Source organism: Aurantiacibacter hainanensis, from assembly GCF_036321025.1.
Lineage (GTDB): Bacteria > Pseudomonadota > Alphaproteobacteria > Sphingomonadales > Sphingomonadaceae > Alteraurantiacibacter > Alteraurantiacibacter hainanensis.
Genome location: NZ_JAZAPB010000002.1, coordinates 1,607,170 through 1,621,511 on the forward strand (window position 1 = coordinate 1,607,170; position 14,342 = coordinate 1,621,511).

Consider the following 14,342-nt stretch of genomic DNA (forward strand, 5'->3'; position numbering starts at 1 on the left):
GCCTAGTTCACGTCCTCGGGCGGAGCGACTGGTAACGGCAGGGGAGCGACCGGCACGCCTTCATCGAGGAGCTCCTTCGCTTCCTCCACGCTCGCTTCGCCGTGAATGGCTTCATGCTCGCGCTCGCCGTAGTGCATCGCACGCGACTGTTCGACGAAGTTCTTGCCGACCCAGGTGCTGTTTTCCAGCGCCTTGGCCTGTGCCTTTGCCAGTTGATCCAGCGCGGCCGCGACTTCCGGAGTGAGCGGGAAGTTGGAGACGCCCTTGTTCTTGCCTCCCCTCGCCTTTCCACGCTGGAGCGACTGCTGGTTGCCCTTCTTGCCGACGGCGGGCGCCATGGGTGCCTTGCTCACCGCCTGGGACCCGCATTGAGGGCAAGCGACGAGGCCGCGCTCCTTCTGAGAAGCGAAATCGTCCGACGAGCGAAACCAGCCTTCGAAACGATGGCCCTGGTCGCAGGAAAGGTCGAAAACGATCATTGGCTGAGTGATTTAGGGATATCGCGCTTGTTGGCAAGGCTCGGGAGCTGCTTGCGCACTTCCGCGACGCGTGCCGTATCGATATCGCACACCTGCAGCCCGGGTCCCTCGCCGCCCATGTCGAGCAGGATATCTCCCCATGGCCCCACGACCAGCGAGTGACCGTAGGTGTTGCGGCCGTCTTCATGCTCGCCGACCTGGGCGGCACCGATAACGAATGCGCTCGCTTCCACGGCACGGGCGCGTTGCAGCAGGTGCCAGTGCGCCTTGCCGGTAGGAACGGTGAAGGCGGCAGGGATCGCGATGGCATCGCAACCCTGACGACCAAGTTCCTCGAACAGTGCGGGAAAGCGAATGTCGTAGCAGATCGTCAGCCCGAGCTTGCCGATCGGCGTGTCCGATACCGTCACGACCTCGTCGCCCGGCGCGTAAGCGGCGGATTCGCGCCAGCTTTCGCCGGTATCGAGTTCGACATCGAACATGTGAATCTTGTCGTAGCGCGCGGCGATGTCGCCCTTTGCGTCGAACAGAAGAGTCCGGTTCGCCCACCGTCCATCGTCCTTCAGCACCGGCAGACCCAGGGCAATCCAGATGCCGGCGTCCTGCGCCGCGCGGGATACCCGTTCGACGGTGCGGCTGTCCCGCTCCGCAACGATGTTCTGCGCCGCACGCTTGCGGTCGCGGTCAAGCAGACCCGCCATTTCCGGGGTGAAGAGCATCTGCGCCCCCTCCCCCGCGGCTCTCTCGGCTGCCTTGGCAATGGTGGCGGCATTGGCATCCGGATCGACACCGGATGTCATCTGCAAGAGGGCTATTGCGGTCATCTGGCCTGTCTAGCGACCCAGGAGCGCGTCAAGCTTACCGGACCTTTCAAGCGCGGCGAGATCGTCCGATCCGCCTATGGCCTTGTCGTCGATGAAAATCTGCGGGACGGTGCGCGCATCGGGCTTGCGCTGCATCATTTCCTCCCGCTTTTCGCCGCCGAGCGTGATGTCGAATTCCTCGTATTCCACGCCCTTTTCATCCAGCAAACGCTTCGCCCGGTGGCAGAAGCCGCAATACATCTTGGTGTAGATCTCGACCTTTGGCGTGCTCACGAATTTCCCTTCTCGTGGACAATTCCGGAGTTCTTGAAACCGGAAAGCCTGTCCCTATCTGAATCCTGCGGATGCCGAAAGCGGGTCCGCATACATGTCAAATTGCTCAGAAGAGGATTTGTTTCAAATGAACCGTATGGACTTTTCTCCCTATCGCCGCTCCACCGTCGGGTTCGATCGCCTGTTCGACCTGCTGGAAAGCAACGCCCGCAACAGCGGCGACAACTACCCTCCCTTCAATATCGAGCGTCGCGATGAAGATGCCTATCGCATCACCATCGCCGTGGCCGGGTTCCGCCCGGAAGACCTCGATATTACCGCGCAGCAGAACCTGCTGACCGTGCAGGGCAAGAAGCGCGACGAAACTCCCGAAGGCGAAATGCTGCATGTCGGTATCGCCAATCGCGGGTTCGAACGCCGCTTCGAACTGGCCGACTTCGTCCGCGTGGACAATGCCGACCTGGCCGATGGCCTGCTGGTGATCGACCTGGTGCGCGAAGTGCCCGAAGCGATGAAGCCGAAGAAGATCTCGATCGGCGGCAATTCGCTTAAGGTCGTTGAAAACAAGGACAAGGGTGACGACCAGGCCGACGCCGCCTGATCGCATTCTGATCGTCCATTGAACAAAGAGTTGGGGGCGGAGCCTGCTAAGGTCCCGCCCCCTCGACGCGCATGGCGCCGACTCGCCCCTGGATAGACTGTCCGGGTCGCAAGAGACAGCCTGCCACAACGGCAAGACCGAACCGACGATGCACGGGAATTCCCTGTTGCCCGGCACGGGTCGGTCTGAATTTCCGGGCATTCATTTGTTAGGAAAGCAACAGCAGCCCCCCGACTGCGCGCATGACCCTAGAGCGCCCCTGAAGCTTTGGTTACGCCTTAGGGCCGTCGTAATGCAAGATTATTCTGCCATTACTCTGGATTAAGAAATTTATTTGTCCAGAATCACGGACTTACCTAAACCAGTCGAGACTGCTCCAGCGCTGCTGCTATAAATCCACTGAACAAGGGGTGCGGATCGAACGGTCGACTCTTCAATTCCGGATGGAACTGGACACCGACGAACCAGGGGTGATCCGGCCTTTCGACAATTTCGGGCAGCAATCCATCGGGTGACATTCCGGAAAAGATCAATCCGCCACGCTCCAGCGGCTCCATGTAGGCCGAGTTGACCTCGTAACGGTGGCGATGGCGCTCTGAAATGGACGTCGCCCCGCCGTAGATGTTCGAAACACGGCTGTTTCCTGCCAGCTTCGCCTCGTAGGCGCCCAGGCGCATCGTTCCGCCAAGATCGGTTTCGGCAGACCGCTTTTGCAGGCCTTCCTTGCTCATCCACTCGGTGATGATGCCCACGACAGGTTCCGGCGTCTCGCCGAACTCCGTCGAGGAAGCGCTCATGAACCCGGCCGTATTGCGCGCGCCCTCGATGCACGCCATCTGCATGCCAAGGCAGATGCCGAAGAACGGCACCTTGCGCTCGCGCGCGAAGCGGACCGAGGCGATCTTGCCCTCCGACCCGCGTTCGCCGAACCCGCCGGGCACCAGGATGCCGTGCAGCGGCTCCAGCGCGGCGGCAATCTCACTGTCGTCCTGCTCGAACACTTCGGCATCGATCCACCGGATGTTGACCTTCGTGCGATTGGCCATGCCGCCATGGACCAGCGCCTCGTTCAGAGACTTGTAGGCATCGGGCAGGCCCACGTACTTGCCCACGACGCCGATGGTGACCTCGCCCTCGGGATGCTCGTAGCGGTCGACGACGTCTACCCAGCGCGCCATGTCGGGCGGATTGGAAGTGCCAAGCATTCCGAAATGGCGCAGCACCTCGCTGTCCAGCCCTTCGTTATGGTATTGCTGCGGGACGGCGTAGATGCTCGTCGCATCGAGCGCGGGGATCACGGATTCCTTGCGCACGTTGCAGAAGTTGGCGATCTTCTGCCGCTCGCTTTCGGGCAAGGGGTGTTCGCACCGGCACAGCAGCACATCGGGCTTGATACCGAGCGAAGCCAGCTCGCGCACGGAGTGCTGCGTGGGTTTGGTCTTCAACTCGCCGGCTGCAGCGATGTAGGGCACCAGGGTAACGTGGACGGAGACGGTCTGGTCCGGCTCCAGCTCGTTACGCAGCTGGCGAATGGCTTCCATGAACGGCAGGCTCTCGATGTCGCCCACCGTGCCGCCGATCTCGCACAGGATGAAATCGTGATCGCCCTGGTCGGCCAGCGCGAATTCCTTGATCGCGTCCGTTACATGCGGGATCACCTGCACCGTGGCGCCCAGGTAATCGCCGCGGCGTTCCTTGGCGATGATGTCGCGATAGACCCGGCCCGAGGTGATGTTGTCGTTCTGGTGCGCCGAAACGCCGGTGAAGCGTTCGTAGTGTCCTAGGTCCAGATCGGTCTCGGCCCCGTCGTCCGTGACGTAGACCTCGCCGTGCTGATACGGGCTCATAGTGCCCGGATCGACGTTCAGGTAAGGATCGAACTTGCGGATGCGGACCTTGTACCCGCGCGCCTGGAGAAGGGCAGCAAGCGATGCCGCCATGAGACCTTTGCCGAGCGAGGAGACCACGCCGCCGGTGATAAAAATGTACCGCGCCATGGGAGTCGGGCCTTAAGCTCACACCCGGATTCGGCGCAAGCGCTTTGGACGATCTTTTCAACGATACAGGCGCATTGCCTGCAGAAAATCCTATTCGGCGATGTCCGCCAGCGGATCCTCTTCGGGCGCAGGCACCGGATCGACCGGCGCTTCCCCGTCGAGACCCGGATCGCCCGGGATCGGATCCTGCGAAGTGCTGCCCGAGGTCGTCGTCGAACGATCGAGCGTGTCATCGAAATCGCGCTGGCCGGAAACGTCGACTGCCAGGGCAGCCAGGACGATCGAAAGGGCCACGAACAGGATGGCCGACCACTTGGTGGCGCGCGAAAGGAAGTCTGCCGCACCGCGTGCCGACATAAGGCCGCCGGGGCTGCCCCCGCCGCCGATGCCAAGGCCCCCGCCTTCGGAGCGTTGCATGAGCACGAGACCGATCAGGACCGCGGCAACGATGGCCTGGATGACGGTGAGGAAGATGAACAGGGTCATGTCGGTTATCAGAACAATCTAGAAGGGAAAGTGGCGCGTGATGTAGTCGCCCGCGCCGCCAGTCACAAGGGGGCTGGCGGGAGCGCCGCGATCAGGACTTGTCTTCCTGGTTGTCGGCGGCCGCCATGATGATGCCGAGAAAGCTCTCTGCCGTGAGGCTGGCGCCGCCCACCAGAGCGCCGCCGACCTCGTCCGCAGCGAGAAGTTCGCCGGCGTTGTCCGGCTTCACCGATCCGCCGTAGAGAATGCGGACAGCCTGACCTTCCTCGCCGAACATCGCGACAAGCTTCTCGCGAATGTGGCGGTGCATGGCACCGATATCCTCGACGGTCGGCGTGCGGCCCGTGCCGATGGCCCATACGGGTTCGTAGGCCACGGTAATCTTCTCGGCGACGCCATCGCCGCCTGGCAGGGAGCCGCTGAGCTGCTGTTCGACCACGCTTTCGGCCTTGCCGGCATCCCGCTCGTCTTCCGTTTCGCCAACGCAGACGATCACGTTCATGCCCGCAGCGATTGCCGCCTCGGCCTTTTCCTTGACCAGGGCATCGCTTTCCTTGTGGTTGGCGCGACGTTCCGAGTGGCCGACGATGGTGAAACCGGCACCGGCATCCTTTACCATCGCGGCGGAGACGTCTCCGGTATGCGCGCCGCCATCGGCCGGGTGCACATCCTGCGCCCCGATACCGATCAGGTTCGCTTCCTTGCGCGTGGCGTGGATCAGCGTGAACGGCGGGGCCAGAGCCACTTCGACCTTCAGAAGCCGCTCCGCAGCCCGATCGATGGCGCGCGCTTCGGCCAGCATGGCGCGGGTGCCGTGCATTTTCCAGTTGCCGACGATGTAGGGTCGATTGGACATGTTTCTGCTTTTTCCGTGGATTTCAACTCGAACGCGGTGGGCGCCGAAACGCCCTTTTTGCCGCAAATACTCCGGAGCGCGCTAGTCTGCCCTCCCCTGCTTGTCAAAGCAGGTTTTGCACTTTGCGGGAAAGCTGTCGCAGCCTGTTGCGGGAGAGTCGCAGGGCGGATAAAGCGACCGCGAGACAAGGCGTGCATTTTCTCTGTCCGCCGCACAGCTACAGAAAACGATCGATCGATGATTTCCTTTTTCCGCAAGTTTTTCCAGTCGAAGATCGGCGTCGGTGTGACGCTGGCCTTCCTTGGCCTGATCGCCATCGCATTTGCCAGCTCGGACGTGGCCAACACCGGCATGTTCGGCGGGGTTACGGGGGGCGACCGCGTGGCCGTGGTCGGCGACCGCCGCATTTCCACGAACGACCTGAGCACCAATGCGAACAACGCACTGCAGCAGGCGCGCGCACAGGATCCGACCCTTACGATGGAAGGATTCTTTGCCCAGGGCGGACTGGACGAGGTTCTCGATCAGATGATCAGCCGCGCGGCCATCGCGGAATTCGCGCGCAGCCTGGGTCTTCGGGCGGGCAACCGCCTTGTGGACAGCGAGATCGTCAACATACCGGCCTTCCAGGGGCTGGACGGCTCTTTCAGCGCGGATGCTTTCCGCGAGGCGCTGCGCCGCCAGGGCCTCACCGAAAGCACGGTCCGCGACGATCTGGCCATGGGCCTTTACGCCCGCCAGCTGGTCCTGCCGATCGGCTATGGCGCTGCCCTGCCAGACAGTCTGACCCGGCGTTATGCACAGCTGATCAACGACACCCGCATCGGCAGCGCGGCTGCTCTCACGGCCGCGGCATTCGCTCCGGAAGGAGAGCCCAGCCAGGAGCAGCTCCAGGAATACTATCAGGCCAATCGTTCCGATTACATCAGGCCCGAACGGCGCACGCTGCGCTATGTCACCTTCGATATCGAAGCGGTGGGTGACCTTCCGGCGATCACCGATGAACAGATTGCCCGGCGCTACCAGCGCGATGCACAGGTCTATTCGGCCAGCCAGCAACGCGATTTCACCCAACTCGTCGTTCCCACCGAGGCCGCGGCGCAGGCGGTGATCGACGAGGTGCGCGGCGGCGTGTCTCTAGAGGCCTCTGCCCAGTCGAAGGGGCTGAGCACCGTCAGCCTGACCGATCAGGATCGCCAGGCCTTTGCTTCGCAGACATCCGAGGACGTGGCCGAGGAAGCTTTCGAGGCATCGCAGGGCACCCTCGTGGGACCGGTGCGCGGTGAACTGGGATGGTACGTGCTGCGCGTCGACAATGTCACGCGCGTCAGCGGCAGGACGCTGGAACAGGCAAGCGATTCTATTCGCGAGCAATTGCAGGAAGAGCGTCGCCGTCTCGCGCTGAACGAACTCACCGAGCAGCTGGAAGACGATTTCGCGGACGGCCGCAGCCTGTCCGAAGCCGCAGAGCAGCTGGGTCTGGAAATTTCCACCACCCCGCCGATCACGGCGGATGGCCGCATCTATGGCACCCAGGAAAGCGTTCCGGCGGAGCTTTCGCGGGTCGTCGATTTCGCGTTCCAGATGGAAGAAGGCAGCGACCCTGCGCTGACGGAGATCGTTCCGGGCGAACAGTTCCTGATGTTCGAGGTTTCGCAGGTTACTCGCAGCGCCGCCGCGCCGCTTGCCGAAATCCGCAGCGAGGTAACGGAAGACTGGCGCCGGGACCGGGGCATGGCGGCGGCTGCCGCTGCCGCCTCGCGCATTCTCGAGCGTGTGGAAGGCGGAGCCACGCTGGCTGAAGCCGTCGCCGCCGAGGAAGTCGACCTTCCCGCGCCCGAGCCGCTGCGCATCAACCGCCGCCAACTGGCCGAGCAGGGCCAGCTTTCCCGCGCGAGCCTGCTGTTCTTCTCGATGGCCGAAGGAACGGCAAAGCGCGTCCGCGTGCCCGAGGCGAACACCTGGTTCGTCATGTCGCTGGACGAGATCCAGACCGCGGACGTGGACGAGGGCGATCCGGTCGTCGTCTCCACCCGGCAGCAGCTCGCGCAGGCCGCTGGCGAGGAATACCTGCAGCAGTTCCTGGCCGGTGCGGAAGAGACTTTCGAGGTCGAAATCAACCAGACCGCCGTCGATGCCGTTCGCGCCCAGCTGACCGGTTCCCTGAACTAGGGGCCCGCGATTGTCCGCCGCACTGCTCAATGCACAGGCCGCAAGGCGCGCGCTTGACGAAGGCCGCAACACGCTGGTGTGGCGGCGCGTGGTGGCGGACACCGAAACGCCGATCGGGGCAGCGCTCAAGCTGATCGAGCCGGGGCGCGGCGACTTCCTGCTCGAATCCGTCGAGGGTGGCGAAATCCGTGGTCGATACAGCCTGCTTGGCCTGGACCCCGACCTGATGTTCCGGGCCACCGGTGCAGCCGCGGAGGTCAATCGCGAATGGCGCCATGATCGTGAAGCGTTCGATCCGCTGGACGGCGATGCCATGGCGGAGCTTCGTGCCCTGGCGAATGCCTGCCGGATCGACATGCCCGAGGGGCTGCCGCCCGCCCTGGCCTGCCTTGTCGGCTATTTCGGGTACGAGACCATCGGTCTTGTCGAAGACCTGCCCCGCGCGCCGCAGAGCGAGCTGGATTTGCCCGACATGCTGTTCGCCCGCCCGGCGCTGGTGCTGGTGTTCGACGGGCTGACCGACGCGCTCTACGCCATCGCGCCGCTGTGGGCCGGCACCACGGATGCCGACGCCGATACCCGCATCGAGCGTGCCGGAGAGCGGATCGACGACGTGCTGAGGCGACTTGGCGGCAAGGTTCCGGAAACGCCGTGCCCCGCAGACTTGCCGGACGCTCACCTTAAGGCGGTGACCGCCCCTGCGGAATACGAGCGCATGGTCCTTCGCGCGAAGGACTACATCACCGCCGGAGACATTTTCCAGGTCGTGCTCGCCCAGCGCTTCACCTGCCCCTTCCCGCTACCTCCGATCGCTCTCTACCGCGCCCTGCGGCGGGTAAACCCCTCGCCCTTCCTCTACTTCCTCGACCTTCCCGGTTTCGCCGTGGTGGGCTCCAGTCCCGAAATCCTGGTTCGCGTACGCGATGGCGAGGTCACGATCCGTCCGATTGCGGGCACCCGGCCCAGGGGCGCGACCGAAAGCGAGGACAAGGCGAACGAGGCCAGCCTGCTGGCCGATCCCAAGGAGTGCGCCGAACACCTGATGCTCCTCGACCTGGGACGCAATGACGTCGGCCGCGTGGCCGGAGCCGACAGCGTGACGGTGACCGACAGCTTCACCGTCGAACGCTACAGCCACGTGATGCACATCGTCAGTAACGTGGTGGGCCGTCTGGCGGAGGACCACGATGCCCTCGACGCCCTGTTTGCCGGTTTCCCTGCCGGCACGGTCAGCGGAGCGCCCAAGATCAGGGCCTGCGAGATCATCGCCGAGCTGGAGCCCGAGACCCGCGGACCCTATGCCGGCGGCGTGGGCTATTTCGCGCCGGACGGGTCCGTCGACAGCTGCATCGTCCTGCGCACCGCCGTGGTGAAGGATGGCACCATGCACGTTCAGGCCGGGGCCGGGATCGTCGCCGACAGCGACCCTGATTACGAGGCGGCAGAATGTCGTCACAAGGCCGGCGCCCTGATCGCCGCCGCGCGGGAAGCCATGGAGGTGGCTAGCGAACCCGGGTTCGGCCAGTGAGCCGGCTGCCGGCGATCCTTTCCCTGCTGTTCCTGACGGCCTGCACGATCCGCGCCGATGGCGACGAGCAGGCGGCGCGCGATTCAATCTGCGATCCCATCGTGTTCGAGGATTCGCCCTTCACCCATTGCATCGCCGAGCCCGGCGAACATGCCATCGGCATGGATCTGTCGCCCGACGGATCCGATCGGCCCTACCGCTCGCTGGAGGCCCTGGCCGAGGGAGTGGACGAGGAAGACGGAGATATCGCGCTGGCCGTGAACGGCGGCATGTTCGATGGCGAAGGCCAACCCATCGGCTATTACGTCGAGGACGGCCTGCGATTGACGGTCCTCAACCAGAACGAAGGGCCGGGCAATTTTCACCTGCTGCCCAACGGCGTGTTCTTCGGCGCCACCGCAGAAGGCCCTTGGCGCGTCTGGGAAACCGAACGATTTGCCCGCGAGATCGAGGACCGTCCGCATTTCGCCACACAGTCCGGCCCCATGCTGGTCGCGAGCGGGCAGTTGCACCCCGCCTTCGATATCGACGGGACCAGTCGCAAGATCCGGAACGCGGTGGGAGTGGACGCCGCCGGCCGCGCGCATTTCGTGATCAGCGAGGCACCTGTGAGTTTCGGCAAGCTGGCGCGGCTCTATCGCGACGTGCTGAACGTCAACAACGCGCTCTTCCTCGATGGAACCGTCTCGCAGATGTGGGACCCTGCGAAGGGCCGCGTGGATACCGGCGCCCCCATCGGGCCCCTCATCGTCGTCACCGACAGAAAGACCGATCAATGAGCAATTATCGAGACCTCTACCCGCCCATCGAACCCTTCGACAGCGGCATGCTGGAAGTGGGTGAAGGCCACTCGCTCTACTGGGAACGCGTGGGCACGAAGGGCGCAAAGCCGGCGGTCATGCTCCACGGCGGGCCGGGCGGGGGAATCAGCGAGGATCATCGTCGCCAGTGGGACCCCGATCTCTACGATGTCCTGCTGTTCGACCAGCGGGGCTGCGGCAAGTCGAAGCCCTTTGCCGAGATCGAAAACAACGACACCTGGCGCATCGTCGAGGACATGGAACGCCTGCGCGAAATGTGCGGGTTCGATAGCTGGCAGGTGTTCGGGGGCAGCTGGGGAGCGACGCTGGCTCTCGCCTATGCGCAGACCCACCCGGAACCCACCAGCGAACTGGTGCTACGCGGCGTCTTCCTGGGGCGGCAGAAGGAAAAATCCTGGCTCTACGGATACGGCGCCAGCGAAATCATGGCCGAGCAGTGGGATGCCTTCACGGGCCTGATCCCTGAGGCGGAACGCGGCAACCTGGTGAAGGCCTATCACGACCGTCTGACCAGCGACGACGAGGAAACCCGGCTTGCCGCCGTCCGCGAATGGTCCCTCTGGGAAGGCAATGTTGCCACGCTGCTTCCGAACGAGGAACTGCTGGACAGCTTCGCCGACCCTTCGAAAGCCGTACCCTTCGCGCGCATCTGCGCCCGCTTCTTCCTTGAAGATTTCTTCCTGGAAGAAGGACAACTGCTTGCCGGTGCTCCCAGGTTGCAGGGCATACCGGGCATCATCGTCCAGGGGCGCCACGATATCTGCACACCGCCCGTCTCGGCCTGGGATCTGAAGAAAGCCTGGCCCGAAGCGGACCTGCGCATCGTCCACGATGCGGGCCACAGCGCGTCCGAACCGGGCATCGTGGACGGCCTTGTGCGCGCGACAGACGAATTCGCTGGCAAATCCGCTTGATCGCACGACCGCGAAAGGCAAAGGCAGGCGCATGAGCGAAAGCCCCGACATTCTCGTTGTCGACAATTACGACAGCTTCACCTTCAACCTCGTCCACTACCTCATGGAACTGGGCGCGAAGGTGGACGTGGTACGCAACGACGCGATCACGGCGCAGGAGGCGTTGAATACCGGCGCTGCGGGCATCCTTATCTCGCCCGGCCCCTGCACCCCGAACGAAGCGGGAATCAGCCTGGATATCGTGGCCGCCTGCGCAGAGGCACGCCGCCCCCTCCTGGGCGTGTGCCTTGGCCACCAGGCCATCGGGCAGTACTTCGGCGGCAAGGTGACCCGCGGCGGGCTGATGCACGGCAAGACCTCGCCCGTCGATCACGATTCCACCGGCGTCTTCGAAGGCCTGCCCTCCCCCTTCACCGCCACGCGCTATCACTCGCTTATCGTGGAGAACATTCCCGACTGCCTGATCGTGAATGCCACAAGCGAGACACCGGGTCTGGACGGAACGGCCGTGATGGGATTCCGCCATGCGGAATTGCCGATCCACGGCGTGCAGTTCCATCCGGAGAGCATCGCCACCGAACATGGCCACGACCTGCTGGCCAACTTCTGCCGGATTTGCGGCATCGCGCTGAAGGTCCCGGCATGAGCGTGCTCCCTCCCGTCGATCATCCGCTGAGCGAAGAGCAAGCCGAGCGCGCTTTCGGCGACATGCTGGACGGCAAGCCGTCCGAGGACGAGATCGCCCGCTTTCTTTCGGACCTGTCCGATCGCGGCGAACGCGCGGAGGAAATCACCGGGGCCGCCCGGGCCATGCGCGCGAGGCTGATACCCATCGAAGCGCCGGAAAACGCCATCGACGTCTGCGGTACGGGCGGCGACGGGCATCACACGCTGAATGTCTCGACCGCCGTCAGCCTCGTCGTGGCGGCCTGCGGTGTCCCGGTCGCCAAGCACGGCAACCGCGCAGCCAGTTCCAAGGCCGGTGCTGCCGATACGCTGGAAGCTCTCGGCCTCGACATGGATGCGGCGGGCCGCACGGCGGAGCATACCCTGCGCGAGATCGGCATCTGTTTCCTCTTCGCCAAGAACCACCACCCGGCCATGGCGCGCATCCAGCCCATTCGCCAGAAGCTGGGGAAGCGCACGATCTTCAACCTGATGGGCCCGCTTTCCAATCCCGCGCGGGTGCGTCGGCAGTTGATCGGCATTGCCCGGCCTGCCTACGTTCCGATCTATGCCGATGCGATGGCGCGGCTTGGCACGGAACGCACCTTCATCGTGTCTGGCGACGAGGGGCTGGACGAGCTCAGCCTGGATGAGGGCAACGAGCTGGCCGACGTTCGCGGCCGCGAGGTGTTGATGCGCCGGGTTCGGGCGGAGGATGCCGGTCTTGCCCACGCCCCGGTGGAGGCGATCCGCGGCGGCGATGCCGAACACAATGCGCGCGCGCTGGAGGCGCTGCTGATGGGGACGCCGGGCCCCTACCGCGACGCTGTGCTGTTCAATGCCGCAGGCTCGCTGATCGTGGCGGGAGAGGTCGAGAGCTGGGAAGAAGGCGTCGAGGAGGCTGGCGAAGCGCTCGACAAGGGCCTTGCGAAAGCCCTGCTCGACTGCTGGATCGCGGCGGCGCAATGAACAAGCTCGAGGAAATCTGCGCGACCAAGCGCGAAGAGGTGCGCGTTCGCAAGGCTGCGCGCACGCAATCCGATCTCGACCTGCTGGCGAAGCAGGCATCGGCGCCGCGCGGGTTTCAGCGCGCGCTGGAGGCCAAGGCCAGCGACGGCTTCGGCCTGATCGCAGAGATCAAGAAGGCATCTCCGTCAAAGGGCCTGATCCGCGAGGACTTCCGCCCGCATCAGCATGCCATGGATTACGCCAAGGGCGGCGCCGCCTGCCTCTCCGTCCTCACCGATGCGCCCTATTTCCAGGGGCACGAGGATTACCTGATCGACGCGCGCGCGTCCTGCGCCCTGCCGGTCCTCCGCAAGGACTTCATGGTTGATACCTGGCAGGTTGCGGAAAGCCGGGCCATCGGCGCAGATGCCATCCTCATCATCGTCGCCGCGCTGGAAGACACGCAGATGGCCGAGATCGAGGCCGCTGCCCTGCATTACGGCATGGACGTGCTGGTCGAGGTGCATGACGAGGCGGAAATGGAGCGAGCCGCCGAGCGGCTCACCTCCCCGCTGATCGGGATTAACAACCGCGACCTTAAGACCTTCAGCACCGATCTGGCGACAACGGAGCGCCTGGCAAGGCTTGCTCCGGAAGGCAGCCTGCTTGTCGGAGAAAGCGGCATCAGCACCCACTCAGATTGTCAGCGCCTGGCGGCCTCGGGCGTGCGCTGCTTCCTAGTGGGCGAGAGCCTGATGCGGCACGAAGACGTCGAGGCGGCAACGCGCAAGTTGCTTCAGGGCTAGGCTTGCCGGGAACCATTGCACGCGGCAGCGCTATAGATATGCGGCAGTTCAGCCCGCATAATCGGCAAGGAGACGGCAATGGGTATCTTCGGTTCCATCAAGGACGCGATCTTCGGCAAGGAAGCGAAAGCCCAGGAAGCGCCACCCACCAGCTCCACTGCCGGTTCGGGCGGGTTCGGCCGGGCCCAGGCAAAAGGCGAACCCATCGATGAGGTCGATGTGGAAGCGCGGCTGGACGCGATGGAGGGTTCTGACCGGCTGAACTGGCGCACGTCCATCGTGGACCTGATGAAGCTGGTCGGCCTCGACCCGAGCTACGAGAACCGCAAGGAACTGGCACACGAGCTTGGCGATGACGACTATTCGGGCAAGGCCGAGGAAAATATCGCCCTTCACCGCCACGTTATGGACAAGCTGGCGGAGAACGGCGGCAAGGTTCCGCAAAGCCTGCGCAGCTAACGTGTTGCTCCGTCCGGGCGATCTGCGATAGGTCGCCTGCATGAGCAATCTCACCCATCTGGACGACAAGGGCGCCGCGCGCATGGTGGACGTCGGCGGCAAGCCGGAAACCGTGCGCAGTGCAACTGCCGCCGGTCGCATCCGCATCGCACCCGCAACGCTGGAAGCGGTGAGGAATGGCAGCGGCCCGAAGGGAGACGTGCTGTCCGCCGCGCGGATCGCCGGCATCATGGCGGCGAAGAAGACCGGCGAATTGATCCCGCTGTGCCACCCGCTGGCGCTCGATACCGTCAGCGTGGATTTCGCGTTCACCGAACATGCGGTCGAGGTAACGGCCCGCGCTGCGCTGACGGGGAAGACCGGAGTGGAGATGGAGGCCCTCACCGCGGCCACCGTCGCGCTCCTCACGCTCTACGACATGGCCAAGGCCCTGGAAAAGGGCATGATCATCGAGCAGGTCCGCCTTATCGAGAAGACCGGCGGCAAGAGCGGCGACTGGCGGGCGGAATAGC

16 protein-coding genes are annotated in these 14,342 nt (G+C 64.2%); 10 read left to right on the forward strand and 6 right to left on the reverse strand.

Going from position 1 to position 14,342, the window contains the following annotated elements:
• Nucleotides 1-2: 2 nt before the first annotated feature.
• The 3 genes from AAA989_RS15225 to grxC are packed head-to-tail and all read right to left on the reverse strand — an operon-like array spanning nucleotide 3 to nucleotide 1,576.
• On the reverse strand, nucleotides 3-479 hold the full coding sequence (locus tag AAA989_RS15225) for a DUF1178 family protein (RefSeq protein WP_338245037.1): 477 nt from the start codon (nucleotides 477-479) through the stop codon (nucleotides 3-5).
• Nucleotides 476-1,303 carry a carbon-nitrogen hydrolase family protein gene (locus tag AAA989_RS15230; protein ID WP_338245039.1) on the reverse strand — a complete coding sequence of 276 codons (828 nt, stop codon included), beginning with the start codon at nucleotides 1,301-1,303 and terminating at the stop codon, nucleotides 476-478. The genes AAA989_RS15225 and AAA989_RS15230 overlap by 4 nt, the downstream gene beginning before the upstream one ends.
• A 9-nt stretch (nucleotides 1,304-1,312) precedes the next feature.
• The gene (gene grxC / locus AAA989_RS15235; protein WP_338245041.1) at nucleotides 1,313-1,576 is read right to left on the reverse strand and encodes a glutaredoxin 3; all 264 of its coding nucleotides are present in this window, start codon (nucleotides 1,574-1,576) and stop codon (nucleotides 1,313-1,315) included.
• A gap of 127 nt (nucleotides 1,577-1,703) precedes the next feature.
• Here grxC and AAA989_RS15240 point away from each other — a divergent pair, with 127 nt between their 5' ends.
• A complete protein-coding gene (locus AAA989_RS15240; protein ID WP_338245043.1) occupies nucleotides 1,704-2,177 on the forward strand; it encodes an Hsp20 family protein in 474 nt (157 codons plus the stop codon).
• Between the two features lie 356 nt (nucleotides 2,178-2,533).
• On the opposite strand, the gene pyrG is transcribed toward AAA989_RS15240, so the two are convergent.
• The 3 genes from pyrG to tpiA all read right to left on the reverse strand — a co-directional run bounded on the left by pyrG (nucleotide 2,534) and on the right by tpiA (nucleotide 5,516).
• Nucleotides 2,534-4,174 (reverse strand): CTP synthase, encoded by a 1,641-nt coding sequence (pyrG, locus tag AAA989_RS15245; RefSeq protein WP_338245045.1) that lies wholly within the window; start codon nucleotides 4,172-4,174, stop codon nucleotides 2,534-2,536.
• 90 nt (nucleotides 4,175-4,264) lie between these two features.
• Entirely contained in the window at nucleotides 4,265-4,660 is a 396-nt protein-coding gene (gene secG / locus AAA989_RS15250) for a preprotein translocase subunit SecG (protein WP_338245047.1), read from the reverse strand.
• 91 nt (nucleotides 4,661-4,751) lie between these two features.
• A complete protein-coding gene (gene tpiA, locus AAA989_RS15255) occupies nucleotides 4,752-5,516 on the reverse strand; it encodes a triose-phosphate isomerase (RefSeq protein WP_338245049.1) in 765 nt (254 codons plus the stop codon).
• A gap of 237 nt (nucleotides 5,517-5,753) precedes the next feature.
• Here tpiA and AAA989_RS15260 point away from each other — a divergent pair, with 237 nt between their 5' ends.
• The 9 genes from AAA989_RS15260 (at nucleotide 5,754) to moaC (ending at nucleotide 14,341) form a co-directional block, all read left to right on the forward strand.
• The gene (locus AAA989_RS15260) at nucleotides 5,754-7,688 is read left to right on the forward strand and encodes a peptidylprolyl isomerase (RefSeq protein WP_338245051.1); all 1,935 of its coding nucleotides are present in this window, start codon (nucleotides 5,754-5,756) and stop codon (nucleotides 7,686-7,688) included.
• A gap of 10 nt (nucleotides 7,689-7,698) precedes the next feature.
• Nucleotides 7,699-9,216 (forward strand): anthranilate synthase component I, encoded by a 1,518-nt coding sequence (trpE, locus tag AAA989_RS15265; RefSeq protein WP_434781449.1) that lies wholly within the window; start codon nucleotides 7,699-7,701, stop codon nucleotides 9,214-9,216.
• A complete protein-coding gene (locus AAA989_RS15270; RefSeq protein ID WP_338245053.1) occupies nucleotides 9,213-9,995 on the forward strand; it encodes a phosphodiester glycosidase family protein in 783 nt (260 codons plus the stop codon). Before trpE ends, AAA989_RS15270 begins: the two co-directional genes overlap by 4 nt.
• A complete protein-coding gene (gene pip, locus AAA989_RS15275) occupies nucleotides 9,992-10,951 on the forward strand; it encodes a prolyl aminopeptidase (RefSeq protein ID WP_338245055.1) in 960 nt (319 codons plus the stop codon). Before AAA989_RS15270 ends, pip begins: the two co-directional genes overlap by 4 nt.
• A 31-nt stretch (nucleotides 10,952-10,982) precedes the next feature.
• The gene (locus AAA989_RS15280) at nucleotides 10,983-11,597 is read left to right on the forward strand and encodes an anthranilate synthase component II (protein WP_338245057.1); all 615 of its coding nucleotides are present in this window, start codon (nucleotides 10,983-10,985) and stop codon (nucleotides 11,595-11,597) included.
• Nucleotides 11,594-12,586, forward strand: a complete 993-nt coding sequence (gene trpD / locus AAA989_RS15285; protein WP_338245059.1) for an anthranilate phosphoribosyltransferase — start codon at nucleotides 11,594-11,596, stop codon at nucleotides 12,584-12,586. Before AAA989_RS15280 ends, trpD begins: the two co-directional genes overlap by 4 nt.
• Nucleotides 12,583-13,371: an indole-3-glycerol phosphate synthase TrpC gene (gene trpC / locus AAA989_RS15290; RefSeq protein WP_338245061.1), complete on the forward strand. Its 789-nt coding sequence runs from the start codon at nucleotides 12,583-12,585 to the stop codon at nucleotides 13,369-13,371. Before trpD ends, trpC begins: the two co-directional genes overlap by 4 nt.
• Before the next feature lie 78 nt (nucleotides 13,372-13,449).
• A complete protein-coding gene (locus AAA989_RS15295) occupies nucleotides 13,450-13,830 on the forward strand; it encodes a DUF3597 domain-containing protein (protein WP_338245064.1) in 381 nt (126 codons plus the stop codon).
• Between the two features lie 40 nt (nucleotides 13,831-13,870).
• Nucleotides 13,871-14,341 (forward strand): cyclic pyranopterin monophosphate synthase MoaC, encoded by a 471-nt coding sequence (gene moaC, locus AAA989_RS15300; RefSeq protein WP_338245066.1) that lies wholly within the window; start codon nucleotides 13,871-13,873, stop codon nucleotides 14,339-14,341.
• The last annotated feature ends 1 nt before the right edge of the window (nucleotide 14,342 follow it).

Bases quoted from the DNA above. Each gene is read 5' to 3' on its own strand.
- AAA989_RS15225 (WP_338245037.1), bottom strand. From the start codon at position 479: ATGATCGTTTTCGACCTTTCCTGCGACCAGGGCCATCGTTTCGAAGGC.
- AAA989_RS15230 (WP_338245039.1), bottom strand. From the start codon at position 1,303: ATGACCGCAATAGCCCTCTTGCAGATGACATCCGGTGTCGATCCGGAT.
- AAA989_RS15240 (WP_338245043.1), top strand. From the start codon at position 1,704: ATGAACCGTATGGACTTTTCTCCCTATCGCCGCTCCACCGTCGGGTTC.
- pyrG (WP_338245045.1), bottom strand. From the start codon at position 4,174: ATGGCGCGGTACATTTTTATCACCGGCGGCGTGGTCTCCTCGCTCGGC.
- secG (WP_338245047.1), bottom strand. From the start codon at position 4,660: ATGACCCTGTTCATCTTCCTCACCGTCATCCAGGCCATCGTTGCCGCG.
- tpiA (WP_338245049.1), bottom strand. From the start codon at position 5,516: ATGTCCAATCGACCCTACATCGTCGGCAACTGGAAAATGCACGGCACC.
- AAA989_RS15260 (WP_338245051.1), top strand. From the start codon at position 5,754: ATGATTTCCTTTTTCCGCAAGTTTTTCCAGTCGAAGATCGGCGTCGGT.
- pip (WP_338245055.1), top strand. From the start codon at position 9,992: ATGAGCAATTATCGAGACCTCTACCCGCCCATCGAACCCTTCGACAGC.
- AAA989_RS15280 (WP_338245057.1), top strand. From the start codon at position 10,983: ATGAGCGAAAGCCCCGACATTCTCGTTGTCGACAATTACGACAGCTTC.
- trpD (WP_338245059.1), top strand. From the start codon at position 11,594: ATGAGCGTGCTCCCTCCCGTCGATCATCCGCTGAGCGAAGAGCAAGCC.
- trpC (WP_338245061.1), top strand. From the start codon at position 12,583: ATGAACAAGCTCGAGGAAATCTGCGCGACCAAGCGCGAAGAGGTGCGC.
- AAA989_RS15295 (WP_338245064.1), top strand. From the start codon at position 13,450: ATGGGTATCTTCGGTTCCATCAAGGACGCGATCTTCGGCAAGGAAGCG.
- moaC (WP_338245066.1), top strand. From the start codon at position 13,871: ATGAGCAATCTCACCCATCTGGACGACAAGGGCGCCGCGCGCATGGTG.